This is a genomic window from Candidatus Krumholzibacteriia bacterium (assembly GCA_035649275.1).
Classification (GTDB): domain Bacteria; phylum Krumholzibacteriota; class Krumholzibacteriia.
In genome coordinates this window covers 1-26,092 of sequence record DASRJW010000026.1, presented here as the reverse complement: position 1 = coordinate 26,092, position 26,092 = coordinate 1, and the positions used below count along the sequence as shown (strand labels likewise).

The following is a 26,092-nucleotide window of genomic DNA, read 5'->3' as shown; positions in this document are numbered from 1 at the left end:
TCATCGAGGGCGGGAAACCGTCTCAGCAGACCGCGCGCGTCGCTTGACCGCACCTGGCGTCTCGACCCTGCAGCGACGATCTTCCGGGTGAAGGCGAAAGGAGGGCGCATGAATCTCCTCGGGGTGGGAATCCTGGCGGCAGTGGCGCTCACCATCCTGGTCATTCTCGTACGCACGGCCGGTCGGGCTTACTGGCGGTCGCGTGGAGAACGGGTGGTCCAGTGTCCCGAGACCGGCGCTCCTGCGGGCGTGAGTGTCGACGCCAAGGCTGCGGCGCTGGCCGCGCTGCGCGGAACACGGGAGCTGGAGTTGAGCTCCTGCACCCGCTGGCCTGAACGCGCCGGTTGCGGACAAGACTGCGTGCGGGAGATCGAAAAGGCTCCCGAGGGCTGCCTGGTACGCCAGATCGTCGCGGCCTGGTTCGAAGGCAAGAGCTGCGTGCTTTGCGGCAAGGACCTGAGCCACATCGACTGGACGACGCACAAGCCGGGGCTGATGCACCCGGAGCGACGCATCCTTGCTTGGCACGAGGTGGCTGCCGTGGAAGTACGAGCGGTCCTGGAAACGCACCAGCCAATGTGCTGGGATTGTCAGATCATCGAGACGTTGGTCCAGCGGTATCCGGAACGGGTGACCTTTCGTCCCCGGCACTCGTAGGCCGCAACAACGTCAAGAGGCGCGGTAGGAAGCTGCTCGACGGGTCGTCGAGTCGCCAGCAGCCGTGGATGCTCCAGCGCAACGCCGGCAGGAACGAATGCTGGCGGGCGCGGTTGGCTTCACCGTGCGCCCGCTCCATGCGCGCCACCACCTGGTCCGTGGTGACCTCGTGCGTTGCCGCCACCATGATCCAGGTGGAAGGCAGGGACGGCAGCAGGATGTCGGTGCGCCGGATGTTGTCCTCGAGGAAGTCCTGCAGGGTCTGCAGGCCGGCTCTCTCTGCGGCGTCTGTGGCGGCGGTGAGGAGCGAGACGAACTGGGCGCTGCCACGCATAGACCTCACCCGCTCCAGGTAGAGCGGCATGAACAGCTCCGGTTCTTCCCGCGGCACGGTGAAGGAGAAGGTGCTGCCTGATCCGACCTGACTCTCCACGTGCAGCTGCCCGAACTGCAGCTGCACCAATTCCTTCACGATGTTCAAGCCCAGGCCGAACCCCTTGGTGCTCGAGCGCACCTGGCCATCGAGCTGTTTGAAACGCTCGAAGATGATCTCGAGATTCTCCGCCGCGATTCCGGGTCCGTGATCGGTGACGCCGATCTGGATCTCCCGTTCGTCGGTGGCGGGGCGGGCCCACAGATGCACCAACGTACTGGGATCGGAGAACTTGATGGCGTTGACTCCCAGGTTGAGGAGAATGCGCCCGATCTTCTCCGGATCGCCGAAGAGCCGCGGCAGGTCGGCGGGGGCCTGCAGCTCCAAGGAGACCTGCGAACTCGCCGCCTTGCGCTCCAGCGTCGGACGCACGCGGGCGAAGATGTCGCTCACCCGGCAGGGACGCCGCGAGGTGCGGAGGAGGTCCGCCTCGATGCGGCTGATGTCCAGCAGGTCCTCCACGAGGCCGTGCAGGTCGTCGACGCGATGCTTGATCGTGTCGAGATACTGGCGCTGCTCCTCGCTGCTGCTCTCCGTCAGATCCTCCTCGATGGCGGCGGCGTACTCCTTGATCACCGTGAGCGGGGTGCGGAATTCGTGGGAGACGTTGTCGACGAACTGGTGCGCCGTGCTGTAGAGCTCGCGCAGGCGCCGGTTCTGGTCTTCCAAGGATTGCTTCGCCATGCGGAGCTCTTCGGCGTGGCGCTGGTTTTCCTCGCCCCGCCGGGCGACGCGATCCTCCAGGGTTTCGTTCAGACGCCGCAGCTCCTGTTCCATCCGGCGGCGCTCCTCGATCTCGCGGTGCAGCTGGGCGTTGGCCTGGGACACGGCGCGCCCGTAGCTCTTGCAGTACTTGAGCTCGCGCCGGCGCGCATCGAGGAGCTGGCCGCGGAGATGGGCGACCCGGCGTTCTTGTTTGGTGAGGTACCAGACGAAGGTGGTGACGAGGAGGGATAGACCGGCGAGCAAAGCGTGGTTCGTGTACTCCCAGGGCCAGAAGTTGAGGACCGCCTCGCCCAGGAGCGGGGCGACGGCGAGGCCGAGCCCCAGCGTGGAGATCAAGCTGGTGGCGATGAGAATGAACCAATTCTTCCGCGCCGTCTTGTCGAGGAAAGTGTGCTCTTCGATGTCGGAGCGCAGCAAAGCCTCGAGAGGCTGCGGGGATTCGAGTGCATCCATACGGCCTGCATCGGGCTCGGGTGCAGTCGTCGCGACGATGAAACGGCGGCAGAAACAGCAACGCTCGTGCCACGCAGTGTTGCGATCCCGACGCCTGGAAGATGGCGGGTAGGGGTTTCCATGCTGTAACGTGAGCGCGACGAGGCGACGGCGTGGCGCGTCGGACCGGGAGAATCGGCGATGCAAGTGCTCGTGACCGGAGCGTCGGGCCTGCTCGGAAGCGCGCTGGCGGCGGCGTTGCGGGAGCAAGGACATGGAGTGCGTCGGCTCGGCCGCGGGGGCGACGTGGAACACGTCTGGGACCCGCGCCGTGGAATCTTGGCCGCGTCGGTCTGGGACGGGATCGAGGCGGTGGCGCATCTTGCCGGCGAAAGCGTCGCCGGGTTCTGGACCCCCAGCAAGAAGCGCGCGATCCACGACAGCCGCGTGCTCGGAACGAAGCTCCTCTGCGAGAGCCTGGCGGCATCGCCGCAGCGACCGCGGCTGCTCCTCTCGGCCTCCGCTGTCGGCTTCTACGGCGACCGCGCCGACGCGCCGCTCACCGAGGAAGACGAGGGCGGCACGGGTTTCCTGGCCGAGACCTGCCTCGAGTGGGAAGGCGCCACGGTTGCGGCGGAAACTGCGGGGATGCGCGTGGTGCGCTTGCGCTTCGGTGTGGTCCTGGCGCGTGGGGGAGGCATGCTGAAGCCGATCGTGCCCCTCTTTCGTTGTGGCCTCGGCGGTCGCCTCGGGGACGGACGACAATTCATGAGCTGGATCGCCCTGGAAGACGCGGTGGCGGCCATGCTGCACGCGCTCGCCACCACGAGCTTGCGCGGTGCCGTGAACGTCGTGGCACTGGAGCCGGTCACCAACGCCGAGTTCACCCGCACTCTGGCGCGCGTGCTGCACCGGCCCGCGCTGCTGCCGGCCCCTGCCTTCGCCTTGCGATTCCTGCTCGGCGCCATGGCCGACGACATGCTCCTCGCCAGCGCTCGCGTGCTGCCCCGTCGTCTGCTCGACACGGGTTTCCGCCATCGCCATCCGGTGCTGGAGGAGGCCCTGCGCGCCGTGCTACAGCCTTCGAGGGCCAGAGCGGGCGGCAGCACGGCATGAGCCCAGGAGGAAAGCGGGCCGCGCCGCGCCGCAGGTCGTCGCCGCGGAACACCGGCACCGCCGGGGAGATTCGCATCGGGATCTCCACCTGTCTCCTCGGTGAACCGGTGCGTTACGACGGCGGTCACAAGCGCGATGCCTTCGTCAACGATGTCCTGGCGCCGTTCGTGCGCTACGTGTCCGTTTGTCCCGAGGTGGAGATCGGCCTCGGAACGCCGCGCGAGCCCATCCATCTGGTGGAGCGCGAGGGGACGGTGCGCCTCGTGGGCACGAAGACGGCGATCGATCACACCGCGGCCATGCGCGCCTACGGGAAGCGCAAGACTCGAGAGCTGGCGCGCCTCGTACTCTCGGGATACATCCTCAAGAAAGATTCGCCGAGCTGCGGCATGGAGCGAGTACGGCTGCATGGGCGCCAGGGGGGGATCGAGCGGAGTGGCGTCGGCTTGTACGCTGCGGCTCTCCTCGCCGCCTTCCCGGATTTGCCGGTGGAGGAAGAAGGCAGGCTCCACGACGCCGCTCGGCGCGACAATTTCGTGGAGCGGGTTTTCGCCTACCACCGCCTGCAGGCACTCTTCTCGCGCCGCTGGAGCACCGGGGACCTCGTCCGCTTCCACACCGGAGAGAAGCTGCTCCTCCTGGCTCACGATCCCGCGACCTATGCCGCTCTCGGCCGCCTCGTCGCCCGGGCGCGCGGCGAAGTCCGCCAAGATCTCGCGAACCGCTACCGCGGTGCCTTCATGCGGGGACTGCGCACACTGGCCACGACACGGAAGCATGTCAACGTGTTGCAGCACGCCCAGGGCTATCTCAAGGAGTGCGCCGATGCGGGGGAGCGGCAGGATTTGCAAGCGGTGATCGAGGACTTCCGGCGCGGTCTCGTGCCCCTCGTGGTGCCGATCACGCTTCTCCGCCACCTGGTCCGCCGCCACGGGGTGTCGTACCTCGAGGGTCAAACCTACCTCGAGCCGCACCCGAAGGAACTCATGCTGCGCAACCATGTGTGAGGGGAACGCTGGGAGCGTGACGAGGGGCCGAGGGGCGGCTAGAATGCCGTGGCTCGCGCGGCAGCCGCGAGATTCCGGAAGCCATTGGGCCCGTCATCCCAGCCCACCGTGGCCGGGATCGCATCGTCCGGGGCTGCACACTTCGGAGGGGGCATGAGCAGAGAAGAAGCCGTCCTCGGACGCGCCGCGGCGCGCTGCCGCGAGCGGGGGATCCGCATCCCCACCTTCGCCCAGATGCGCGACCCGAGCCGTATTCCAGCAACCGTGCGGGAGCGGCTGCGGCAGGTCGGCTTGCACGACGTGGATCCTGCGAATCTCTTCCGCATCACCTGGAAGAACGAACCGGTGGAGAAGGGCGGGCTCTTCCACGGCGGTAACTGGGTCGAGTTTCCGCCGGCCCTCACGGGTGTCGAAGCCCGCATCGTCGGACTCGTGGGCAAGTGGTTCCCGACGGGAGCGCACAAAGTGGGCGCGGGTTTCGGCTGTCTCGTGCCCAAGCTCGTGGCGGGAAGCTTCGATCCCACGGCACACAAGGCGGTGTGGCCGTCCACGGGCAACTTCTGCCGCGGCGGCGCCTTCGACTGCGCTCTCCTGGGTTGCGACGCCATCGCCATCCTGCCGGAAGAAATGAGCCGGGAGCGCTTCGAGTGGCTGCGCAGCCTCGGCGCCGAGGTGATCGCGACGCCCGGCGGGGAATCGAACGTGAAGGAGATCTTCGACGCTTGCTGGGAGATCCGCCGCACCCGGCCGGAGTGCGTCATCTTCAACCAGTTCGACGAGTTCGGCAACGCCATCTGGCACTACCACGTGACCGGTGCTGCGGTGGACGACGTCTTCCGTCAGATGGCGCGGCCGGGGGATCGTCTCGCCGCCTTCGTCGCCGCCACCGGCTCCGCCGGCACGCTGGCAGCCGGCGATTTCCTGCGCCAGCGGCACCCACAGGTCCGTCTCGTCGCCGCCGAGGCGCTGCAGTGTCCGACGCTGCTGCAAGGCGGCCACGGCGCGCACCGCATCGAGGGCATCGGGGACAAGCACGTACCGTGGATCCACAACGTGCGCCACACCGACCTCGTCTGCGCCGTGGACGACGCCCAGTGCCTCGCCCTCATGCGGTTGTTCAACGAACCGGAAGGGGCCTGCTTCCTGGCCGGCGAGGGCGTGGAGGTGGGTTTCCTGCCGCGGCTGTCCTGGCTCGGCATCTCGGGCATTTGCAACCTCGTGGCCGCGATCAAGACGGCGCGCTGGTACGAGCTCTCGGCGCGGGACGTGCTCTTCACCTGCCTCACCGATTCCATGGACCTCTACCAGAGTCGCTTGCAGGAACAGCGGCAGATGCAGGGGCCGTACAGCGGCATGCTCGCCGCCCGGCACTTCGCGCGCTACCTGCAGGGCATCGGCACCGAGGCGATGCGCGAGCTCGGCTATCGCGACAGGAAAGCCCTGCACCATCTCAAGTACTTCACCTGGGTGGAACAGCAGCGGAAGGATCCCCGCGATCTGGCGCGGCTCTGGTCGCCGGATTTCTGGGACGAGACCTATGCACAGGTGGAGGCCTGGGACCGGGCCATCGAGGCCTTCAACGCCCGCGTCGGGCTGCCGTCGTAGGGACCGAGGTGGGCATGGGGAAGAACCTGGGCAGCGCCGGCGGCGGGGCGAGACAACGCGGTGCAGCGGCGCGCACCAGCCCACGCGCCGCGACCGCCCTCGTGGTGAGCTCTCTTCTCCTCTCCGTCGCGGCCGCCGAGGGCCTCGTGCGTCTGGCGCGGCCGGACCTCTCGATCCCGCAGCCCGCCGGACACTTCCGCTTCACCCAGAGCTTCGAGTTCGAGCTGCCGCACCACCGGCGCGATCCGGTGCTGGGCTGGCGGCTCCAGCCCGGCGTCTACGGACCGATGCGGATCAACAGCGAGGGCTTTCGCGGCCCCGAGTGGCAGAAGGGCAAGGTGGCGAGGAAGCGCATCGCCCATCTCGGCGACTCCTGCACCATGGGGTTCACCATCGGCGTCGATGCGGAGGTTTACGCCGCGGTGCTGCCGGTGTTGCTCCAAGGCGACGGCATGGAGCTCGAGGCGCTCAACTTCGGCGTCGATGGCTACTCGTCGCACCAGGGACGCCTGTTGCTCCATCAGGTGCTGGCCGATTACGTTCCGGACTTCGTCACCTTCTACTTCGGCTACAACGACCATCATTTCTCCAACGCCAGCGATCGGGAGACGCGCTACACCACGCCGTGGCTGGTGCGCACCCTGGAGCACAGCCACGCTTACCGCCTCCTCCGCCGGCACCTGCTGCGTCTCGTCCGCCGGGAAGGGAAACTCGTCCAGCCCGAGCGGCGCGTCGACCTCGACACCTTCGAGGCCAATCTGCGCACCATGGTGGAGGCGACGCGCGCGGCAGGGGCGACGCCCATCCTGCTCACCACGCCGCTCCGGCCGGGACCGCCGCTGGTGGAAAACGAGGTCCCGGTGACGCTCGACGGCAAACCGGCGTGGGTGACGCAGGACTGGTGGGTGGCCCAGCAGCTCGCCCGGCGCGGCCTGGGTCTGGAGCGCGCCGCGGGGAGCGAGGAGCTGCGGCAATTCCTCGCCGGCGCTCTGCAGGAGCATCCGGACTGGCCTTACCTGCACTACCTGCAAGCCCGCGAGCTGGAGCGGGCCGGTGATCCCCAGGGCGCGCGCGCGGAGCTCGGGCAAGTGGCGTTGCACGACCGCGAGCGCGGCGTCATGGCGCAATACAACGAGCGCGTGCGCATCGTGTCGCGGAGTCTGCAGGTGGAGCTCGTCGACCTCGATCGGCTCTATGCCGCGCGGCCGGCGCCGCACCTGTTCAACGACGTGGTCCACCCGAGCCCGGCCGGGCACAAGCTCATCGCCCAGGCCCTGGCCGGCGCGGTGCTGCGTCTCGAGCACCGTGCACCCGCAGCCGGCACCTCCGAGGGCGGCTGATCCCGTGCCCGAACTCCCCGACGTGGCGCTCTATCTCGAGCGGCTGCAGCCGCGGATCCTGGGAGCCAGCCTCGAGAAGGTGCGGCTGGCGAGCCCCTTCCTGCTGCGCACGGTGCAGCCACCGCTCGCCGCTGCGGCGGGGCGGCGCGTCGTCGGCCTGCGCCGTCTGGGCAAGCGGATCGTCATCGGCCTCGAGGGCGAGCTTTTCTTGGTGTTGCACCTGATGATCTCCGGGCGCCTGCGCTGGCGCGAGCAGGGCAAGCCCGTGCCGCGCCGGCTCGGCCTCGCGGCCTTCGACTTCTCCACCGGCACGTTGCTCCTCACCGAGGCGAGCACGCGCAAGCGCGCTTCGCTGCACCTCGTCCGCGGCGAGGCGGAGCTCGCGGCGCTCGATCCTGGCGGCCTCGAGGTGATGGAGGCGAACGTGGAGGCATTCCGGAAAGCGCTGTTGCGGGAGAACCGCACCCTCAAGCGCGCCCTCACCGATCCGCGCCTGCTGAGCGGCATCGGCAACGCCTACTCCGACGAGATCCTGCATCGGGCGCGATTGTCACCGCTCCAACGCACGCAGAATCTCGACGACCCGTCGTGGGCGCGGCTGCACGAGGCGACCCTGACAACCTTGCGCGAGTGGCTGGAGCGCCTGCGCCAGGAGACCGGCGAAGCCTTCCCGGAAAAGGTGACGGCCTTCCGCCCGGGCATGGCCGTGCACGGGCGCTTCGGCCAGCCGTGCCCGGTGTGCGGCAGCAAGGTACAGCGCATCGTGCATGCGGAGAACGAATGCAACTACTGTCCGCACTGTCAGACCGGGGGCAAGCTCCTGGCCGATCGGGCTCTCTCGCGCCTGCTGCGCGAAGACTGGCCGCGCACGCCGGAGGAGCTGGAGGAGATGAAGAACGAGCGCCGTGGAGCCTCCTAGCGCCGACTCGCGCCGCCGGCGTCTCTCGGACCGCTGGCTCGTGTCGCTGCTCCTGGCCGGGGCAGGGCTGTTGCTCGTCGCCGGTTGGAAGCTCACCTGGTTCTTGACCGACGACGCCTTCATCGCCTTTCGCTATGTGAGCAACAGCATCCTCGGGCACGGCTACGTGTGGAACGCGCCGCCGTTCCGTCCCGTGGAGGGGTACACGAGCTTTCTCTGGGTGGCGCTCCTGGACGGGATCTGGCGGACGACCGGAGTGCAACCGCCGGTGGCGGCAAACATCGTTTCCCTGCTCTGCGCCCTCGGCTCGCTCGGCCTCGGCACCGCCATGTTTCTCCGTCTCTCCTGGCGGCCGGCGCTCGGGCGCTGGCGCCTCGTCCTCCTCGCGCTCTTTCTCCTCGGCGTGACCACGCATCGCACCTTTGTCACCTGGTCGAGCTCGGGTTTCGAGACCGCGCTGTTCGATTTGCTCGTCCTCGGCTGGCTCGCGGTCTGCCTCGACGGGCGCCGGCCGCGGGCGTCGCGCCTGCTCCTCGTTTCGGGGCTGGCGGCTTGCCTCTACCTCGCCCGCCCCGAGGGGCTGCTCTTCGCCGCCGCCACCCTCGGGGTGCTGGGGCTGCGCGGGTGGCGCTTGCGTGGGCCGCGCCCGTTCGCGGCCGGCGCGCCACTCCTCGTCGTCCCCCTCCATCTGGGTTGGAGAGTTTCCTTCTATGGTGCGTGGCTCCCGAACACCTATCACGCCAAGGTGGTCGGGGCCTGGCCGGAGAGCGGCATACGCTACCTGCTCTCCTTCGTCCTGGAGTACGCGCTCTGGTTTCCGTTGCTGGTGCTTCTCGTGCTGGGCCTGCGCCAGGCGCGGCAGAGCGCGGTGGCGGTCGTGGAGGGAACGGCGGCCACCATCGACGCTCGTGACCCACACGAGGTGACAACCCAGCGTGCGGTGGTCGGCCTGTGCCTGGCGACGCTTCTCGCCCACTTCCTCTATTACACCTTCGTCGTCGGCGGCGACCATTTCGAATACCGGGTGTACAGCCATCTCGTCGTACCCGGATATCTGGGCCTCGTGTGGCTCGCCCATCGCTCCCGCTTGCGGGGCAGCGTCTTGGCGGCGCTCCTCGCGACGCAGGTGGCGCTGGCGCTCCCCGTGCCCTGGAGCCACTGGGTGTTGTCGCAGGAACGTCGCACCCGGGCGGAGACGCGCCGGCTGCTGGTGGAGCTGGCGCCGCACTGGCCGCGGCCCGTGCGCTGGTACGCCGCCACCTTCGACGGGCTGCAAGCCTGGCTCATCGAACACTGGGTGTGCGTGCGACACCAAGAGCACAAGGTGAATCAGGCCTATCTGGCCTCGCTCTTTCCCAGCCGCGCCGAAGGCGAGCGGCTGCCTGCCGACGGATTCCCGGTGCTTGCCTTCCAGGCCGTGGGCGTCGCCTCGTGGACTTTGCCGCAGGTGAACATCCTCGACCTTCTCGGTCTCAACGACTACGTCATCGCCCGCACTCCCGTGGACCCGCTGGCGCTCCGCGGCATGGCGCACGAGCGCCGAGCGCCACCGGGCTACGTGGATTGCTTCGCCCCCAACGTCTTCCTGAAGCCTGGCGGCGGCGGGGTGCGCCTGGTGGAACGCCAGGAGCCGCTCACGGCGGAGCGCATCGAGGCGTGCGAGAGGGATTGGGCTGCCCGAGCGGTGTTCAGGCGCCGGCGAAAACGCGGGCGTGCTCGCGGGCGAACTGCGCATAGGTGCGCGCGGCGTTCCCGGTGACGTCTTCGACGACGCGCGTCGTGGCCGAGGCGTGCCCGGCGGCGAAGATGCCGTAGAAGCCCAAGAGGGCATCGGCCAGCCAGGCCGGCATGCCGCCAGCGACCATGGCCTTCTCCGCCTCGCCAGGCGGCACATCCATGTAGGTGACTTTGCGCCCGGTGGCGCTGGCGATGTGAGCGGCGATGGTGTGGAAGTCGAGTGCCTCGGGTCCGGTGACGTCGTAGGTCTTGCCCTCGTGGCCGCTCCCGACGAGAACCGCGGCCGCCACCGCGGCGATGTCCCTGGTGTCCACGAGGCCGACGCGGCCCTCGCGCATGGGGGCGTAGAGCTTGCCCTCGGCGGCGATGCTCGGCGCGAATCCCAAAGTGCTCTGCATGAAGAAGTGTGGCCGCAGGTGCGTCCAGGCCATGCCGGACTTCTCGATCTGCTTCTCCGTCTGCGCATGCCAGCGCCCAAGCGACACCGGCGAGTCGAGCCAGGCCCCGAGGGCAGAGAGCTTCACGACGTGGCGCACGCCGGCGCGCTGCGCCGCGTCCACGGTCCGGCCTTGCTGCTCCACCTGCCGTGGGTCCGCCGGGGTGAGGAGGAAGAGCCGCTCCACCCCGTCGAGCGCGGGAGCCAGCGTCTCCGGGTGGTCGAGATCGCCGACGAGGATCTCGGCGCCGGCCTGGCGCAGGTCTTCCGCCCTCGCCGCATCGCGCACGAAGGCACGGACCGGGACGCCGGCTGCGGCGAGCCGTCGCACCAGCTCGCGGCCGATGTTTCCCGTGGCACCGGTGACGAGAATCAAGCGCCTGCCTCCGTAGCCGTCGTGCCCGAGGGACGAGACGGAGCGTACCGAGCGGTTCGATGGGGCGAAAATACCCCATGCCCAGGGGATCCTGCAACGAATCGCGCTGCGGCTCGCCAGGCGCAGCAGCGAAGCTGGACCATGGGCCGCTGGCGCAGGAGACGACCGATGCAGGTCAGAGCGGTGGGGCGGTCGATCGAAACGAAGGCATCCCTCGAGTCGACATCACTCGAAACGGAAGAGACGGGCGGCGACGAGGAACAGCACCAGCGTGGCGGCGAGCATGCCGAAGAGATGAGGGAGGACGGCGGCGGGGCTGGCGCCGAAGCTCACCAGTTCGTGCAGGCCGTGCATGGCCCAGCCGGTGGGGAGGAAGAGCTGCAGCTTCTGCATCCAGCGCGGCGTGATCTCGATGGGCCACCAGCAGCCGCCGAGAGCCGCGAGCACATTGGTGGCGACGACACCGATGCCGACAGCTTGGCCCTCGCTGCGCGCCAGACTGCCGAGGAGGATGCCGAGGGTGGTGGTGAGAGCTGCGTAGGCGAGCAACAACAGGGCCACCATCCACAAGTTGGGACCCCAGTTCATCTTGAAGAGCACGGTTCCGGCGAGCATGCCGAAGGCGATCTGGATCGCCCCGATTCCCATCTTGCCGGTCCACTTGCCGAGGACGACGGCGCGGCGCGGGATGGGGGTGTACGCCAGCCGGCGCAACAGCCCTTGCCGGCGGTCGGTGAAGAGGAGGACGGCACCGCTCGTCGTCAGGATCGAGAGGATGAACATCACCAGTGTGCCCGGGATGGCCTGCTCGAAGCCCGTGGGTACCTGCCGGCGCTTGCCTGCCATCGACACCTCCACCTGCAGCTGCCGCGGCAGCGAGTCGAGCCGGGCGAAGGTGGCCGACGTCGGCGGCATCCCGGTCTCGCCGCTCACGATGACGTCGGCGAGGAGGGTGTAGACGGCGCGACCGACGCGGACGCGATCGTAGTCGTTGCCGAGACCGCCTTCGTCGCGGGTGAAGTGCAACTTCACCGGCCGGTCGGCGAGCACCGAGTCGGTGAAGCCGGCGGGGAGGAGGAGTCGCCGATCGGCGGCCTGGAATTCGGTCTGGGTTTGTGGCTTGTCGACCTGGAACTGGCGGTCCTTCAAGCGGTGTTCCAGCTGCTCGCCGAGGAAGCCGGTGTCGCCCTCGCTCCACAGCGCCAGGCGGTCCTGGCTGCCGCCGCGGGAGCCGAAGTTGCTGGTCACGGTGCCGATGAAGAAAAAGAAGACGACGGGCATGACGAACATCCAGCCCAGGGTCTCGCGCTCCCGCAGCATGTACTGGATGTCCTTGCGGCCGATGAACCACACCTGGCGCAGCATGGCCGTCACCCCTGGGCGAAGCCGCGCCGGAGTCGGCGCGCGCAAGAGAGGAAAAGGATACCGCCCACCACCAGCATGCCGGAGAAGGCCAGGCCGAGGGACTGGGGCTGCACCTTCTGGCTGAGGATCGCCTTCAGCTGCTGCACCGCCCAACCATTCGGGGTGTAGCCGCCGATCTTGGCCATCCAGTCCGGCATGGCCTCGAAGGGGAAGAAGCTGCCGCCGACCATCATGAGCGGGAAGATGATGCTCATGCTGACGATGTTGCCGGCGCGCTGACTGGAGACGTGCAGCTGCAGAGTCATCATGATCAGAAGGAGGAGGGTGCCTGAAAAGGTGCTCCACGCCACGGCGAGCGGCAACACCGAGGCCGGCAGTTCGAAGTAGAAGAAGCCGATGGTCAGAGCCAGAAGCGTGGTACAGGCCATGAGGACGACGCCGTAGAGGGCCTTGCCGGCCAGGAACTGGGTCACCGATCCGGGCGAGATGACGACGCGCCGGAGTGTTTTCTGACTGCGCTCGCGCCAGAGATCCTCGCTCAGCCCCTGGGACATGAAGAGGAGGGACATGAAGAGCAGGCCCGGGAGGAAGAGTAGCGCGTAGCTTTGCTGCGGCGACTGATCTTCTTTCTCCTCCTCATCGGTCGTCGTCACCAGCTCGATGGCCAGGGGGTTGAGGTAGGACGTCACCCGGTCGACGAGCCGGTTCATGCTCACGCTGAAGCCGGCGATCTGGGCGTCCGGGAAAGTGTTGAGCCCGGGGGCGGGACCACCGGCGAAGCGGCGCAGCTCGTCGCCCACTACACGGTGCAGGTAGAACACCGCGTCGGCGAAGATGCGCAGACTCTCTTCGACGATGCCGGGGAGGATGCGCTGCGCCGGATTGGTGACGAGGCGGAGCGTGCACGGTTTCTCCGCCAGCACGGCGTCGGAGAACCCCGCGGGGATGACGAGAAGCGCCGAAGCCTTGCCCTTCTGCAGGCGCTTGCGGCCGGCTTCGAGCTCCACCTGCTCGGCGCGGATGAAGCTGCCGGAGGCGTCCTGGCTCAGGCCGGTCAGGAGGAAGCGGCTGAGAGCGCTATCGTCCTGATCCGCCACCAGGAGCTGGGCCTGCGGGCGGGGACCGCTGCGGCCGCCCATGGAGAGCACGAGCAAGGTGCCGATGAGGAGCGGCATGCCGAACCAGAGGGCCAGATCCGCCGGGCTGCGACGCTGGCGCTGGAAGTCCTTGAGCGCCGTCCACCAGACGAAGCGCATCAACTGGCGTCCTCCTCGGGCGCACGCGGCGGCGTGGCGTTACTCGCGCAGCTCTTTGCCCGTGAGCTTGATGAACAAGGATTCGAGGTTCGGCTGCGTCAAGGTGGTCTCGTGCAGCTCGGCGCCGGTCGCGGCCAACAGCTGGAGCGCGCTGGGCAGCATGCGGGAGGCTTCGGGAATGGCGAGGGTCACTGCCGCCGCTTCCACCTGCACGATTTCCACCCCGTCCAGGCGCGACAGCGCCTGCCGCACCTTCGCTGGGTCGAAGCGTCCCGTCAGGCGCAGCAGATCCCGTTCACCCATCTTGGCCCGCAGCTCGGCGAGCGTTCCCGCGGCGATGATCTTGCCGTGGTCGATGATCGCCAGCTGATCGCAGAGGCTCTCGGCCTCTTCCATGTAGTGCGTGGTGTAGAGCACGCAAGTGCCCCGGCGTGCTTGCTCCTTCACCATCTCCAGGAGAGCGACGCGGCTCTGCGGATCGACACCCACGGTGGGCTCGTCGAGGAGCAGCGCCTGGGGCTCGTGCACCAGAGCGCAGCCGAAGTTGAGGCGGCGCTTCATCCCGCCGCTGAAGCGCTTGACTGCTTCTTTGGCGCGATCGTGCAGATCGATGAGCTCGAGCACTGCCTGGACACGGTCCTCGAGTCGCTTGCCCCGCAGACCATAGGCAGCGCCCCAGTAGCGCAGGTTCTCCCGCGCCGAGAGGTCCTCGTACAAAGCAAGCTCCTGCGGCACGACGCCGAGCTTTTCGCGCGAGGCGCGACCGTCGCTCACCACGTCGTGTCCGAGCACCTGGACATGGCCGGCATCGGGGCGCAGCAAGCCGGAGATGCAGCTCAAGGCCGTGGTCTTGCCGGCACCGTTGGGTCCGAGGAGCCCGAAGATGGCCCCGGCTTCGGCGCGGAAGGAGACGTTGTTCACCGCGACGAGATCGCCGTACGTCTTGCGCAGTTCCTTGACGTCGATCACCGGCGCCCTCCGCTGTGGGGATGGACTGAGGATCATACGCGATCCGGTGCCGGGCGGTTACTGCGGGAGAGCGGGTAAGGGACTCCAGGCGCACCCGCCAAACGCACCGTGCGCTCCCGGTGCCCCGGCGCTGCGTGCACCTCGTGGGCGACGACCGCGTATCATCCTGGAGGCGCAACGCGGAGGTCGAGATGGTGCACATCGTCGAGGCGACGCGGAGCGAGCAGATCGCCGTCGTCCGCTCTCTCTTCCTCGAGTACGCCGAATGGCTCGGGATCAGCCTCTGCTTCCAGGGTTTCGACGAGGAGCTCGAGACGCTGCCGGGCCGCTACGCCCCGCCGCGGGGCCGGCTACTCCTGGCCATGGAGGGCGAGGTGCCGGCGGGTTGCATCGCGCTCCGCCCCCTGGATGCAACGAGCTGCGAGATGAAGCGGCTCTATGTGCGCGCGTCGCACCGCGGCCAAGGGCTCGGGCGCGACTTGGTCTTGCATGTGCTGCGCGACGCGGCCCGTCTCGGCTACACCCGGATGCGGCTCGACACCCTCCCCGTCATGGCCGCGGCGCAACGTCTCTATGCCGCCCTGGGTTTCCGGGAGATCGCCCCGTACTACCCGAACCCCGTCGAGGGGGCGGTCTTCATGGAGATCGACCTGCCCGCGAAAGCGGCTACCGAGGGCCCCCAAGCGGTCCAGGCGGAGTAACCAAGGGGCTGTCCGCCCCGTTTTCCGGGAAGAGCGATGCGCCGGCAATTCCAGGAGCTCGTAGCCATGTATCAGGACCGCATCTACCGGCTGGCCCGGTACACGGTCGGGAACCGCGAGGAAGCCGAGGACGTGACGCAGGAAGTCCTCGTCCGACTCTGGCGGCACCTGGAGCGCCTCGAACCCGCCGGTGTCTGGCCCTGGCTCGTCCGGGTGACCCGGAACGCCTCCATCGATGCGCTCCGCCGCCGCGGCTCCTATCGGGCCGTGGTGGGTGAGGACCCGGAGGGCGAGACGGCCCAGCGAACGGCGAGCGTGGAGCCCGGGCCGGCGGTGCAGCTGGAAGCGTCGGAGCTCTGGCGGCAGCTCTCGGAGGCGCTGCGCGACCTCGCCGAACCGTACCGGAGCATCGTCATCCTGCGGGAGATCGAGCAGCTCAAGTACGAGGAGATCAGCGCCACCCTCGGTCTGCCGCTCAACACCGTGAAGGTGTATCTGCACCGGGGTCGCCGGATGCTGCGCGCCAAGCTGGGGGAGTACGCCGAACCATGACGCCCGAGAAGGACAGGCGGGACGCGCCGCTTTCGTGCGCCCGCGCCCAGGTGTTGCTCGAGGCCTTCCTCGACGGCGACCTGGCGCCGGCAAGGCAGCAGCGGTTTCTCGCCCATGTCGAAGGTTGCGCCGCCTGCCGGACGGAGCTGGAGGCAGCGCGCCGGGTGCAGGAAGGCCTGCGGGCGCTACCGCGCTGGAGCTGCCCCCCGGCGGTGGCGGAACGGGTCATGGCGCAAGTCGGCGCCGCCGACGCCAGCTTCCGGGTGCCCTGGAGAGAGCGGCTCGCCGGTTGGCGCCAAGGTTGGCAGGGCCTCTGGCGGCCCGTCTGTGCCGGCGTCAGCGTCGCGGTCACCGCTCTGCTCATCGCCCTCCTCGCCCGGCAGCCTCCGCCGCCGTCGCCGGAGACGGTGGCGCTGCAGCAGGCGGAGGAAGAGGTGCGCTGGGCGCTGGCGTACGTGGCGCAGGTGACGGCGCGAGCGAGCGACCAGGCGCTCGAGAGCACCGTGGGAGAAGTCGTGGGGAACGTGATCGGCGAGCGAGTGGTCGCGCCGGTCACCAACGCCGTGAGCCGACCACTCAAGGAGGATCGACAGCCATGAACGAGCGCACATCCGGGAAGGAGCGGTGGCGGCGCGGCGCTCTATGGACCGCGGCGTTGCTCGCGGGACTGCTCCTGATGCCGCCGACCGGTGCGGCACAGGAGAAAAAGAAAAAAGAGGTGAAAGAGGATTACAGCAAGCACGCCGGCTACGTCGACTTCGCGTCGATGGGTCTCTTCGGCGAAGAAGAAGCGGTGGTGGAGATCTACCTGCACGACGCGCTCCTGGCCATGGTGGCGTCCATGTCGAAGAACGCCGAGCCCGAGCTCTCGGACATGCTGGGCAAGCTCAAGCTGGTGCGGGTGCAGAAGTTCCGCCTGGGAGACGCGAATCTGCCGGCGGTGGAATCCAAGGTGTCCGACCTGGCGGGGAAGCTGGAAAAAGGCGGCTGGGTATGTGCCGTGCGTGTCCGCGAAGAAAATGACAACGTCTATGTGTATTTCAAGATGGGGGAGAAGCTGCTGAGCGGGATCACGGTGATGGCGGTCGAGAACGGCGAAACCGCCACCTTCGTGAACATCGTCGGTGACATCGACCCGGAGCAGATCGGGCGGTTGGGAAAGAAGTTCGATATCGACGAGCTGCACAATCTCAAGGATTGGGAGCACGGCGCTAAGGACAAGGCGCACGACGAGAGCAAGGAAAAGCCCGAGAGCAAAGAAAAGCCCGAGAAAAAGTAGCTCCTGCCGCGGGGGACACGATGACACGCCGTCCGCGAACCTGGCTCCTCCTCACCCTGCTGCCGTGCCTCACGGGCTGCCTGTGGACGCCGGAGCTCTCGCAGATCCAGGGCGAGATCGAACGGCAGCTCCCAGGGGCGCAGTTCGAGCGCGACATGGGGATCAGCCTCGGACCTCTCTCCCTCGGCTTGGCGCGCTTCGCCACCGGTTTCATCCCCGTGGCGGTGGCGCCGGAAGCCAAGGAAGCCCACGACTACCTGCAGGAGGTGCGCCGCGTGCAGCTCGCTCTCTACAACACGCTGGCGCTGCCGCCGCTGGAGGAGGTGCGGCTACCCCAGCACCTGAGGTCGCGGATCGTGAACGAGGGCTGGCACCTGGCGGTGAAGAAGCAGACCGAAGCCGAGCTGGTCTGGGTGTTGACCCGGGAAGAGAGCGGCCTCATCCGCGACATCTACGTGATCCTCCTCGACCGGGAGCATTTGGCGCTCGTCCGCGTCGAGGGCCGCATGGACCAGCTCCTGGCCAAGGCGATGGAAAACCGCGCCGGCGAGCTGCCCCAGATGCTCGGCCTCGATCTCAGCGCCCGCTGAGTCGGTGTGGCTCCTGATCTGCCATCACGGACAGCTTCTCTCGGTTCCTGGGAACTACAGGGACTCGGGCGGCGTTATAGTGTCGGCAGGAGCAACGGCGCCCCAACGCGCCTGGCAAGGAGCTGGAACGTGGGTGAGAGTCGAGAGCTGGCCACGCTTGCCGGTGGTTGTTTTTGGTGCCTCGAGGCTGTCTTCGAGCAGCTCGAGGGCGTGAAGAAGGTCGACTCCGGCTATTCCGGTGGCAGCGCGCCGCTCCCGACCTACGAACAAGTCTGCACGGGCCGGACGGGACACGCGGAGGCGGTGCAGGTCACCTTCGCCCCGGACGAGCTCAGCTACGAGGATCTCCTGCGCGTCTTCTTCTCCATCCACGATCCCACCACGCTCAACCGGCAGGGTGCCGATGTGGGCACCCAGTATCGTTCCGCGATCTTCCACCACACACCGGAGCAGAAGCAGAGCGCCGAGCGGGTGCGGGACGAGCTCGCCGCGGTCTACGACCGTCCCATCGTCACCGAGATCGCGCCCTTCCGCGCCTTCTACCGCGCCGAGGACTATCACCAGGAGTTCTTCCGTCGCAATCCGAGCCAGCCCTACTGCGCCGCCGTCGTCGCCCCCAAGGTGGCGAAGTTCCGGAAAGAGCACCTCTCCAGGTTGAAGACCAGGTGACGGATCGGAGTCTGACCTCATCGGAAGAGAGTCTTCAGGTGACTTCAGGTCATCGCGGTGATGGCAGTAGGGTCCACAGTCACGTCGATACAGCGCAATGCCGTCCTCCGACGTCCCTGCTTGCTGCAGCAGCTGTACGAGAACCCGCCCCTGAGGACCTCGTGCTTCTGTAACCCGCAGTCTTCTCCGCAGGTTCGAGCCTCATTGGACTAAAGGCCTATAGTTCACGCGCTTGGCGATGAGTATAAACGATCCGCGCGGCGTCCTAATGTGAGGTGGCTGCGGGGTGGGGAGGCGGTGCTGTGCAACGAGCTTCCAAGAATGGGAAAGCCAAAGTCCTGGTTGTGGACGATCACCCGGCCGTTCGAGAAGGGATCGCACAGATCATCCACCAGGCGGGAGGGCTCGAGGTCTGCGCCCAGGCCGACTGCCCGGAGAAGGCCTTGCAGGCCGTCTCCACCTCGAAGCCGGACGTAGCGGTACTGGACCTCGCGTTCGGCGCCGGCAGCGGACTCGGGCTCATCCACGACCTCAGAGAGTGGCATCCGGTCCTGCCCCTTCTGGTTCTCTCCATGCACGACGAAACCCTGTACGCCGAGCGTGTTCTGCGCGCCGGCGCCTCCGGCTACATCATGAAGCAACAAGTTGCGGAGGAGTTCGTCGAGGCCGTCCGCAAGGTCCTGAGCGGCGGCATCTACCTGAGCGAAGAAATGTCGGCACGGATGCTCCACAAGCTGACCGGCCGGGAACCCGCGACCGCCGCGATCGAGAGCCTGAGCAACCGCGAGCTCGAGGTCCTTGGCCTCGTTGCCCAGTGCCTGTCGCCCCGCCAGATCGCGGACAAGCTCTGCCTGAGTATCAAGACCGTCGAAACCCATCTCGATCACGTCAAGACCAAGCTGGGGCTCGGTTCGAGCCGAGAGCTGTTTCGGTACGCGATCGTGTGGTCCTTGGAAGGACGTTGAGCCCCGTGTGGAATTCCCGACGCTTGCGCCTTTTCTCCCGTCCCCGCAGTCCCGATGGCCGCGCGCTACGCCGGGGTCCACCCTCGAGGGGCGACCCCCTCGAGAGGGCCTCGAAGCCCGAGGATAGGGCCTCGAGATCCTCTCGACTCCTGCACTACTGCCTCGCCGTCACCTCGATTGTGCTCGCATCGATTCTGACGCTCCTAGTGCCAGGGATCCGGGAAGGCCAACCCTCCATTCTCTTGCTCGCCGCCGTGGTGGCCAGTACCTGCTATGGCGGACAGTGGCCAGGTCTGCTCGCGACCGTTCTCGCCGGCATCGCGAGCGCGGTGTTCCTCCTGCTGCGCTCCGGGCCTCGAGGGCTCGAGCCGAATGACTGGATCGCGCTTGGAGTGTTTGTGCTCGTCGCGCTGGGGACGAACACGCTCGCGGCCGAACGGAGCCGGGCGGTCGGATTGCTGCGGCGCTCGCGGGACGATCTGGAGCGACGGGTCGGGGTGCGAACGAGCGAGCTCCTGCATGCCAACAGGGCTCTGCAGGCGGGAGCGGAGGTACGCCAGCGCGCCGAGGAAGCGCTGTCGCAGTTCGCGGCGATCGAGGCGTCCACGGAAGACGCCGTTCTCGCCATACGAGTCGATGGGACGATCGTGAGCTGCAACCCCGCAACGGAACGGCTCTACGGCCGGCCTACCTCGGAGCTGGTGGGGAGGTCCATCGCCGCGCTCTTCGCACGCGAAGCCTCCTCCAAGATGCCGCACCTGCTCGAGCGGGTCTCGCGGGGAGAGACCATCGCCCCGTTCGAATCCCTACGGCAGCGCCGGAATGGGCCCCCGGTCCGGCTGCTCCTGACCATTTCCCCGATCAAAGACGCAGCGGGAAACGTCCGTGGCGTGTGCGCGCTCGTTCGCGACATCACCCGGCGGCGGCTGGCGGAAAGGAAGATCAAGCTCTATCAGCAGCAGCTGCGCGCCCTGGCGTCGGCACTGTCCTTCGCCGAGCAACGGGAACGCCGCCGCATCGCCGCGGAGCTGCACGACCATCTGGCGCAGATGCTGATTCTCTCCAGAATGAAGATCTGCATGCTGCAGTCAGCCCCGAGGTCCGAAGACACGCGAGGGCCGATGGAGGAGATTCAGCGGCTGCTCGACGAGTCGATCGACTACACGCGCACGCTGATCTGGGATCTGTGTCCGCCGATGCTGCACGAGGTCGGGTTGGAAGCCGCTCTGGAGTGGCTGGCAGAGCAGATTCATGAGCGACACGGCATCGACGTGCGCTTCCAAGACGACGAGAAGCCAAAAACGACTGAGGAGAACGTCCGGGTCCTACTCTTCCACGCCGTACACGAGCTTCTGATGAACGTGATCAAACATGCGAAGGCGTCCCGGGTGATCGTGGCGGTCCGCAGGCAGGAGGAGCAGGTCGAGATCCACGTCGAAGACGATGGCGTCGGGTTCGATAAAGCGGGCAGACGGAATCGTGTCGGACAGGACGGGGGCTTTGGCCTGTTCAGCATCCGGGAGCGGCTGGATGTCATCGGGGGCACCTTCGAGATGCAATCCAAACCTGGAGAGGGGAGCCGGGCGACGCTCCGGGCTCCGCTGCGGCCGGCGGCCGTGGTCGCGACGCCGCAGCAGGCCTTGGTGATCCCCCTCAATCTGATGCGTCGATGATCACGGAGCGCGCAGCGGGGCTCTCGGGCCGAGGAGCGTCGCCCCGGCGTTGGACGAACCCTCATCGTCCGCAGGACGGCGTTCGAGCTCGCGTGGGAGCCAGGGCGCTGATAGGGCGCCCCGGCTCCCCGGCCATTCCGGGTCGGTCACGAACGTCGCGTCAGCGAACGAGGACCACCCGCGAAAAGACGCCCGGGTCAAACAGCGACTCGATGTCACCGTGACCACACACAATGCTGGCGACGAAGGTCTCGCGCCAACCGGCGAGCCGCCACGCTGTCGATGCGAACCTCATGGCTTCCCACGTCCTCCACACCCTTGCGGTTGCCGTTCATGAGCGGCATACACGCAGATCCAAACCGACTTGGCGAAGCGTGCGAAGTGCAGGATGACGGTTCTTCAGCAGCCGCGACAATCAGACGATGCCTGATTCGTCCCTCGGGCGCCGCCGCCGGATGGCGCGAATGTGCGCCAGTTCCCTGCCACGCCTGCTCCGCAAGCAGACGGGCTTCTTCCACAAGATCTCCGCTCACGCCTAGGCGACAGAGCGGTTCGTTCGGTGGGGGCGGCCAAGTCCGCCCCCCGCCCACCAGCCCCCTGTTCGGAACGCAGCGACTCTCCGAGGGCAAGCTACTTCAGCAGGACGATCTTGCGGGTCACGGTGCGGCCTTCCGACTGCAGGCGCATGAAATAGACGCCCGAATCGAGGCGGCGGCCGCGGTCGTCGGTGCCGATGAAGTCCACCTGCATCCGGCCCGGTGCCTCGAGGCCGTCTTCGAGCAGCTCGAGGGCGTGGAGAAGGTGGAGTCCGGCTATTCCGGTGGCAGCGTGCTGCATCCTACGTACGAGCAGGTCTGCACCGGCCGGACGGGGCATGCGGAGGTGGTGCAGGTGACCTTCGCGCCGCACACGCTCTCCTGCGAGGAGCTGCTGCGCGTCTTTTTCTCCATCCACGATCCCACCACGCTCAACCGGCAGGGTGCCGATGTGGGCACGCAGTACCGCTCCGCGATCTTCTACCACACGCCAGAGCAGATGCAGAGCGCCGAGCGGGTGCGGGAAGAGGTCACCTCGGTCTACGACCGCCCCATCGTCACCGAGATCAGCCCGTTCCGCGACTTCACCCGCGCCGAGGACTACCACCAGGAGTTCTTCCGGCGCAATCCGAACCAACCCTACTGCGCTGCGGTCGTCGCCCCCAAGGTGGCGAAGTTCCGCAAGCAACATCTGTCCAAGCTGAAGACCCGGTGACTCTGGTTGCGGCGGCACTGCCGAGCAGCCCACTGAGCACGAGCCCCCCCGACCCTCCAGGGCCCGCATTGACCCCGCCGAAGGAGGAGATGTAGGCTGCATTCACATGGAACGTTGGCTGTGTTCCGATTGTGTCGATTTCGATTGGGGTGCAGCGTGAGCTCGATATTGAGGAGGCTTCCTCCTGCGTTGTTGATCGTTACGATCCCAGGAGTCGTGCTTGGGCAGTCGACGCTCACGGTCACGGGGTCGATCCTGCGGCTCGACGAGGAGACGTGCCGCATCCAATTCGTCCCCACAGTGGAGATCCTCGCCCCAGCCACTGACAATTGCAGTGGTGTTGGTTATTGCTGTTGGCGCACCGGCAATCCATGGTGGACGCTTTCAGTGACGGGCGCGTTCGGTCCAGCGATGAACATCTCTCCGGAAGTTTGCACAGCTTCTGAGGCGGGCATCGTTGATTGTGAGCCTGTAAGTGCGCAAAGGGTCCAGTTCGATTTCGCCGTCCCATCGACCGCATCCGACTTGAATCTTGATTTCAACCTCGTGGTTTACTGGCATTACATCCATGTCCAGGGATGCGCGCCGGATTGCCAGACCGGAACCTGTGATCGCTGGGGCACCGAGGAATCGCATGACTGGGCGCACGTCAAGCATCGCGGCATCATCCCGGCCCGAGCGGGAGATTCGACCGCACTGGAGCCGTTCGTGACAGTCGAGGCGGGATCATGGGCGGTGGTGAAGCAGCTGTACCGCGATTGACTACTTGAGCAGGACGACCTTGCGCGTGATCGTGCGGCCTTCGGACTGCAGGCGCATGAAATAGACGCCCGAATCGAGACGGCGGCCGCGGTCGTCGGTGCCGATGAAGTCCACCTGCATCCGGCCCGGTGGACGGACGTCGTCCAGGAGCTGGCGCACCCGCCGGCCACGGGCGTCGAAGATGTCGATGCGCACGGGAGCCCGGCGGAAGAGCATGGTGCGCACGAGGCTGTGCTCGATGAACGGGTTGGGAAGGACTTCGAGCCTTTCGGCGGCAAGGCGTGCTTCGTCGACGTGAGCAGAACGGATCTCCACCGCGACAGCGGCCCAGTCCACGGCAGCAGAGAGGACGCCGCTCTGGGCGTGCTCGCCTGCATCCACGGCCCGATCCTGCACTTCTACGGAAGCCATGCCGCCGAGAGCGCCTGACCCTGCCCTCTGGCGCAGGAAGGAGCCGTCGGTGGACGTATGCCCACGGTCGCGCATGGTGACGGCACGGAAGAGGATGCCTCCCTCGGTGAGAGTCGCCAGGCGCCAGTCGTAGTCGGCGCTTTCCGCCCCACTGCTGCAGTCCGCTTCCAGCCCTTGGGAATTGCCGGCGACGATCGTGCCCAGGGGATCCATGGGGTCGACACCGGAATAACGCGAGACGGCGACCACCGCCTGCTCGGCGGGTGCCGCGAGGCTGGCAGTGACCACCGCCGACACCGGCTCGCCGCGCGCCATCCAGAGTTCGAGGCCGGTCTCACCGCCGGCACCGCACTGGGAGCGCACCCGTGTCCAGGTGAGGTTCATGCCCTCGAGGCCGAGGACGGCGCGGAAGGGCCGGCTGGAGATGGTGGCGAGATAGAGGTCGCCGGGGACGGCGACCAGCGTCGTGGTCGTGGCCACCTCCGTGCTGGCCGAGACGGTGCCCGAGGCGCTCTCACGGTAGGTGACGCCGCGGCCGTCCACCTGGAGGCGGACGGCAGCGATGTCGCTCTCCAAGCCGTCGCTGGTGCGATAGGTGAAGCCGTCGCTCCCGGTGAAGCCGGGAAGGGGCGTGTACACGAAGGAGCCGTCGGACTGCAGATCGAGGTGGCCGTAACGGGGGCTCTCCACCAGGACGGCTTGAAGGGAGTCGCCATCCGTATCCACATCGTTGCCGAGCAGACCCGGCGCGGCGAAGGTGGTGCTCCCGCCGGCCACGACAGTGTACGCATCGGGGACGGCATCGGGCGCGTCGTTCACCGGCGTCACCCGCAGCAACGCGGTTCCCTGACGCGCCGCGCCCGAAGGATCTCGCGCTGCATAGGTGAAGCGATCCTCACCGGAAAAGTCCGGTGCGGGGGCGTAGAGGAAGGCCCCGTCGGCGGCGAGCGTGACCACGCCGTGCGTGGGCGGGACGACGAGTGCCGCCGCGAGCGGATCGCCCTCCACGTCCCGGTCGTTGCCGAGCGGACCCGGAGAGGACACGGTGAGCGTGTCGTCCTCGGCGACGCTCCATGCGTCGTCGGCGGGGAGAGGGGCGTCATTCACCGGCGCGATCTGGAAGCGGACCGTGGCCGAGGCAGTGGCACCGGCGGCATCGCGGGCGTTGTAGGTGAAAGCATCGGGCCCGTAGTAGTCGGGCGCTGGTGTGTAGGTGAAGGAACCGTCCGCTCGTAGCGCCAGAGCGCCGTGGGCGACTGTCGTCTGCACCTCGGCGTGCAAGATCTCGCCGTCCATGTCCGCATCGTTCCCGAGCACCCCGGGGGCGTCGATCACGAAGACCGCGTCCTCGGCGAGGTCGTAGGCGTCGAGGGCCGCTGTCGGAGCGTCGTTCACCGGAGCCAGCGTCACCGTGACTGCGGCGGTGGTGCTGCGCCCAGTACCATCGTCGGCCGCGTAGGTGAAGAGATCGGTGCCATGCCAGTCCGGCGCCGGGAGGTAGCGGAAGGAGCCATCGGCGTCGAGAACGACCTCGCCATGCGCGGCCTGCTCGAGCAGAACCGCGTGGAGCGGATCGCCGTCGACGTCGAGGTCGTTCGACAGGACACCCGGCGCGCCCACGCTCAACTCCGTATCCTCGTCGCCGGTGAAGGTGTCGGCGGCTGTTGCCGGTGCATCGGGCGCCGGGGTCACATCGAGTCGCACCATGGCACTGGCACTTCCACCGCGGCCGTCCTCGACGATGTAGGTGAATGTGTCGGGACCGTGGTAGTCCGGCGCGGGCTCGTAGACGAAACCGCCGTCGGGCTGCAGGCGGAGCGTGCCATGGACCGGAGAGGTCCCGGCGCGAGCCGCGGTCACGTCGCCATCGAGGTCCGAGTCGTTGGCGAGGAGGCCTGGGCCGGAGACGGTGAGAGCCGCGTCCTCCGCGGTGCCGAAGGCGTCGTCGGCCGCCACGGGGAGGTCGTTGACCGGACGCACCGTGAGCGTCACCGTGGCTTGGTTCGTTCCACCGTTGCCATCGTCGGCGACGTAGGTGAAGGTGTCGGTGCCGTTGAAATCAGGAGCCGGCGTGTAGGTGAAAGCACCGTTGGACTCGACCCGCAGCACCCCGTGCGCCGGTGGCGTACGGAGGCGGGATTCGAGGACGTCCCCATCGACGTCGCTGTCGTTGGCCAGCAGACCCGGCGCCACCACCTCGAGGCTGCCGTCCTCGTCGAGGACATGAGCGTCCTCCACGACCACCGGAGGGTCCTGGACGGGTAGCACCGTGAGCCCGACCGTGCCCCCGGCCCTGCCGCCGTGGCCGTCGGTGACCTCGTAGACGAAGCCATCGTCGCCGAAGTAATCCGTTGCCGGCGTATAGACGAAGGCGCCATCGGGGCCGAGTTCCAACGCCCCGTGCAGCGGCGGCGTCACCAAGGAGGCGGAGAGCGGATCGTCATCGGCATCGCTCGCCGTGCGCAGCACGCCGGGAGGTCCGGAGTGGACAGCGATGTCCTCTTCGGTGACGAAGGCAACGTCGGCGCCTTTCGGCGAGTCGTTGATGCCGCGAATGGTGAGGTTGGCGACCCCGGTGTCACTGGCGCCGCTCGGATCGCGCACGGTGTAGGTGAAGGAGTCGGTGCCGAAGAAGTCCAGCGCCGGTGTGTAGGTGAAGCTGCCGTCGGCGGCGAGGACGAGAGTTCCATGGGCAGGTGGCGTCGCGACGCTGACCGTGAGCGTGTCGCCCTCGATGTCGGTGTCGTTGCCCCGCACTCCCGGTGCGGCCATGGTGAGGACGACGTCCTCGTCGAGAGCGTAGGCATCGTTGGCAGCAGTGGGTGCGTCGTTCACGGCGGTGACACCGAGAGCCACGGTGCCCGT

The 26,092-nt window shown here is 67.6% G+C and carries 24 protein-coding genes; 17 read left to right on the top strand and 7 right to left on the bottom strand.

Going from position 1 to position 26,092, the window contains the following annotated elements; all coding sequences use genetic code 11:
- The first annotated feature begins 108 nt into the window (after positions 1-108).
- On the top strand, positions 109-657 hold the full coding sequence (locus VFE28_02400) for a hypothetical protein (GenBank protein ID HZM14829.1): 549 nt from the start codon (positions 109-111) through the stop codon (positions 655-657).
- Here the strand turns inward: VFE28_02400 and VFE28_02395 are convergent.
- The gene (locus tag VFE28_02395; protein HZM14828.1) at positions 596-2,269 is read right to left on the bottom strand and encodes a HAMP domain-containing sensor histidine kinase; all 1,674 of its coding nucleotides are present in this window, start codon (positions 2,267-2,269) and stop codon (positions 596-598) included. The two genes, VFE28_02400 and VFE28_02395, sit on opposite strands and share 62 nt — an antisense overlap.
- 180 nt (positions 2,270-2,449) lie before the next feature.
- Here VFE28_02395 and VFE28_02390 point away from each other — a divergent pair, with 180 nt between their 5' ends.
- The 6 genes from VFE28_02390 to VFE28_02365 all read left to right on the top strand — a co-directional run bounded on the left by VFE28_02390 (position 2,450) and on the right by VFE28_02365 (position 9,994).
- Positions 2,450-3,364 carry a TIGR01777 family oxidoreductase gene (locus VFE28_02390; GenBank protein HZM14827.1) on the top strand — a complete coding sequence of 305 codons (915 nt, stop codon included), beginning with the start codon at positions 2,450-2,452 and terminating at the stop codon, positions 3,362-3,364.
- A complete protein-coding gene (locus tag VFE28_02385; GenBank protein ID HZM14826.1) occupies positions 3,361-4,371 on the top strand; it encodes a DUF523 and DUF1722 domain-containing protein in 1,011 nt (336 codons plus the stop codon). The genes VFE28_02390 and VFE28_02385 overlap by 4 nt, the downstream gene beginning before the upstream one ends.
- A gap of 153 nt (positions 4,372-4,524) precedes the next feature.
- The gene (locus VFE28_02380; protein ID HZM14825.1) at positions 4,525-5,976 is read left to right on the top strand and encodes a pyridoxal-phosphate dependent enzyme; all 1,452 of its coding nucleotides are present in this window, start codon (positions 4,525-4,527) and stop codon (positions 5,974-5,976) included.
- A 14-nt stretch (positions 5,977-5,990) separates the two neighbouring features.
- Positions 5,991-7,316, top strand: a complete 1,326-nt coding sequence (locus VFE28_02375) for an SGNH/GDSL hydrolase family protein (protein HZM14824.1) — start codon at positions 5,991-5,993, stop codon at positions 7,314-7,316.
- A 4-nt stretch (positions 7,317-7,320) separates the two neighbouring features.
- The gene (locus VFE28_02370; protein HZM14823.1) at positions 7,321-8,235 is read left to right on the top strand and encodes a DNA-formamidopyrimidine glycosylase family protein; all 915 of its coding nucleotides are present in this window, start codon (positions 7,321-7,323) and stop codon (positions 8,233-8,235) included.
- Positions 8,222-9,994: a hypothetical protein gene (locus VFE28_02365; protein HZM14822.1), complete on the top strand. Its 1,773-nt coding sequence runs from the start codon at positions 8,222-8,224 to the stop codon at positions 9,992-9,994. The genes VFE28_02370 and VFE28_02365 overlap by 14 nt, the downstream gene beginning before the upstream one ends.
- Here the strand turns inward: VFE28_02365 and VFE28_02360 are convergent.
- The 4 genes from VFE28_02360 to VFE28_02345 form a co-directional block, all read right to left on the bottom strand.
- Positions 9,924-10,784: an SDR family oxidoreductase gene (locus VFE28_02360; protein HZM14821.1), complete on the bottom strand. Its 861-nt coding sequence runs from the start codon at positions 10,782-10,784 to the stop codon at positions 9,924-9,926. The two genes, VFE28_02365 and VFE28_02360, sit on opposite strands and share 71 nt — an antisense overlap.
- 225 nt (positions 10,785-11,009) lie before the next feature.
- Positions 11,010-12,149 (bottom strand): ABC transporter permease, encoded by a 1,140-nt coding sequence (locus tag VFE28_02355; protein ID HZM14820.1) that lies wholly within the window; start codon positions 12,147-12,149, stop codon positions 11,010-11,012.
- A 5-nt stretch (positions 12,150-12,154) separates the two neighbouring features.
- Positions 12,155-13,405 (bottom strand): ABC transporter permease, encoded by a 1,251-nt coding sequence (locus tag VFE28_02350; GenBank protein HZM14819.1) that lies wholly within the window; start codon positions 13,403-13,405, stop codon positions 12,155-12,157.
- 39 nt (positions 13,406-13,444) lie between these two features.
- The gene (locus tag VFE28_02345; protein ID HZM14818.1) at positions 13,445-14,374 is read right to left on the bottom strand and encodes an ABC transporter ATP-binding protein; all 930 of its coding nucleotides are present in this window, start codon (positions 14,372-14,374) and stop codon (positions 13,445-13,447) included.
- Positions 14,375-14,565: 191 nt separating this feature from the next.
- Here VFE28_02345 and VFE28_02340 point away from each other — a divergent pair, with 191 nt between their 5' ends.
- The 8 genes from VFE28_02340 (at position 14,566) to VFE28_02305 (ending at position 20,803) form a co-directional block, all read left to right on the top strand.
- Entirely contained in the window at positions 14,566-15,075 is a 510-nt protein-coding gene (locus tag VFE28_02340) for a GNAT family N-acetyltransferase (GenBank protein ID HZM14817.1), read from the top strand.
- A 36-nt stretch (positions 15,076-15,111) separates the two neighbouring features.
- Positions 15,112-15,627 carry a sigma-70 family RNA polymerase sigma factor gene (locus tag VFE28_02335; GenBank protein ID HZM14816.1) on the top strand — a complete coding sequence of 172 codons (516 nt, stop codon included), beginning with the start codon at positions 15,112-15,114 and terminating at the stop codon, positions 15,625-15,627.
- On the top strand, positions 15,624-16,226 hold the full coding sequence (locus VFE28_02330) for an anti-sigma factor (protein HZM14815.1): 603 nt from the start codon (positions 15,624-15,626) through the stop codon (positions 16,224-16,226). The genes VFE28_02335 and VFE28_02330 overlap by 4 nt, the downstream gene beginning before the upstream one ends.
- Positions 16,223-16,906: a DUF4252 domain-containing protein gene (locus VFE28_02325; protein ID HZM14814.1), complete on the top strand. Its 684-nt coding sequence runs from the start codon at positions 16,223-16,225 to the stop codon at positions 16,904-16,906. The genes VFE28_02330 and VFE28_02325 overlap by 4 nt, the downstream gene beginning before the upstream one ends.
- A gap of 20 nt (positions 16,907-16,926) precedes the next feature.
- Positions 16,927-17,496: a hypothetical protein gene (locus VFE28_02320; protein ID HZM14813.1), complete on the top strand. Its 570-nt coding sequence runs from the start codon at positions 16,927-16,929 to the stop codon at positions 17,494-17,496.
- 129 nt (positions 17,497-17,625) lie between these two features.
- On the top strand, positions 17,626-18,165 hold the full coding sequence (gene msrA / locus VFE28_02315; protein HZM14812.1) for a peptide-methionine (S)-S-oxide reductase MsrA: 540 nt from the start codon (positions 17,626-17,628) through the stop codon (positions 18,163-18,165).
- 302 nt (positions 18,166-18,467) lie between these two features.
- Positions 18,468-19,130: a response regulator transcription factor gene (locus VFE28_02310; GenBank protein HZM14811.1), complete on the top strand. Its 663-nt coding sequence runs from the start codon at positions 18,468-18,470 to the stop codon at positions 19,128-19,130.
- Positions 19,109-20,803, top strand: coding sequence for a PAS domain S-box protein (locus VFE28_02305; protein HZM14810.1), 1,695 nt, complete (start codon positions 19,109-19,111; stop codon positions 20,801-20,803). The genes VFE28_02310 and VFE28_02305 overlap by 22 nt, the downstream gene beginning before the upstream one ends.
- A 630-nt stretch (positions 20,804-21,433) precedes the next feature.
- On the opposite strand, the gene VFE28_02300 is transcribed toward VFE28_02305, so the two are convergent.
- Positions 21,434-21,640 (bottom strand): T9SS type A sorting domain-containing protein, encoded by a 207-nt coding sequence (locus VFE28_02300; protein HZM14809.1) that lies wholly within the window; start codon positions 21,638-21,640, stop codon positions 21,434-21,436.
- Here VFE28_02300 and msrA (VFE28_02295) point away from each other — a divergent pair.
- Together msrA (VFE28_02295) and VFE28_02290 are read left to right on the top strand one after the other, a co-directional pair.
- Complete coding sequence (gene msrA, locus VFE28_02295) at positions 21,548-22,054, top strand: peptide-methionine (S)-S-oxide reductase MsrA (GenBank protein ID HZM14808.1); 507 nt, start codon at positions 21,548-21,550, stop codon at positions 22,052-22,054. The genes VFE28_02300 and msrA (VFE28_02295) overlap by 93 nt on opposite strands.
- A gap of 189 nt (positions 22,055-22,243) precedes the next feature.
- Positions 22,244-22,816 carry a hypothetical protein gene (locus VFE28_02290; protein ID HZM14807.1) on the top strand — a complete coding sequence of 191 codons (573 nt, stop codon included), beginning with the start codon at positions 22,244-22,246 and terminating at the stop codon, positions 22,814-22,816.
- Here VFE28_02290 and VFE28_02285 read toward each other — a convergent pair.
- On the bottom strand, positions 22,817-26,092 hold a 3,276-nt coding region (locus tag VFE28_02285; GenBank protein ID HZM14806.1), incomplete at its 5' end, for an Ig-like domain-containing protein.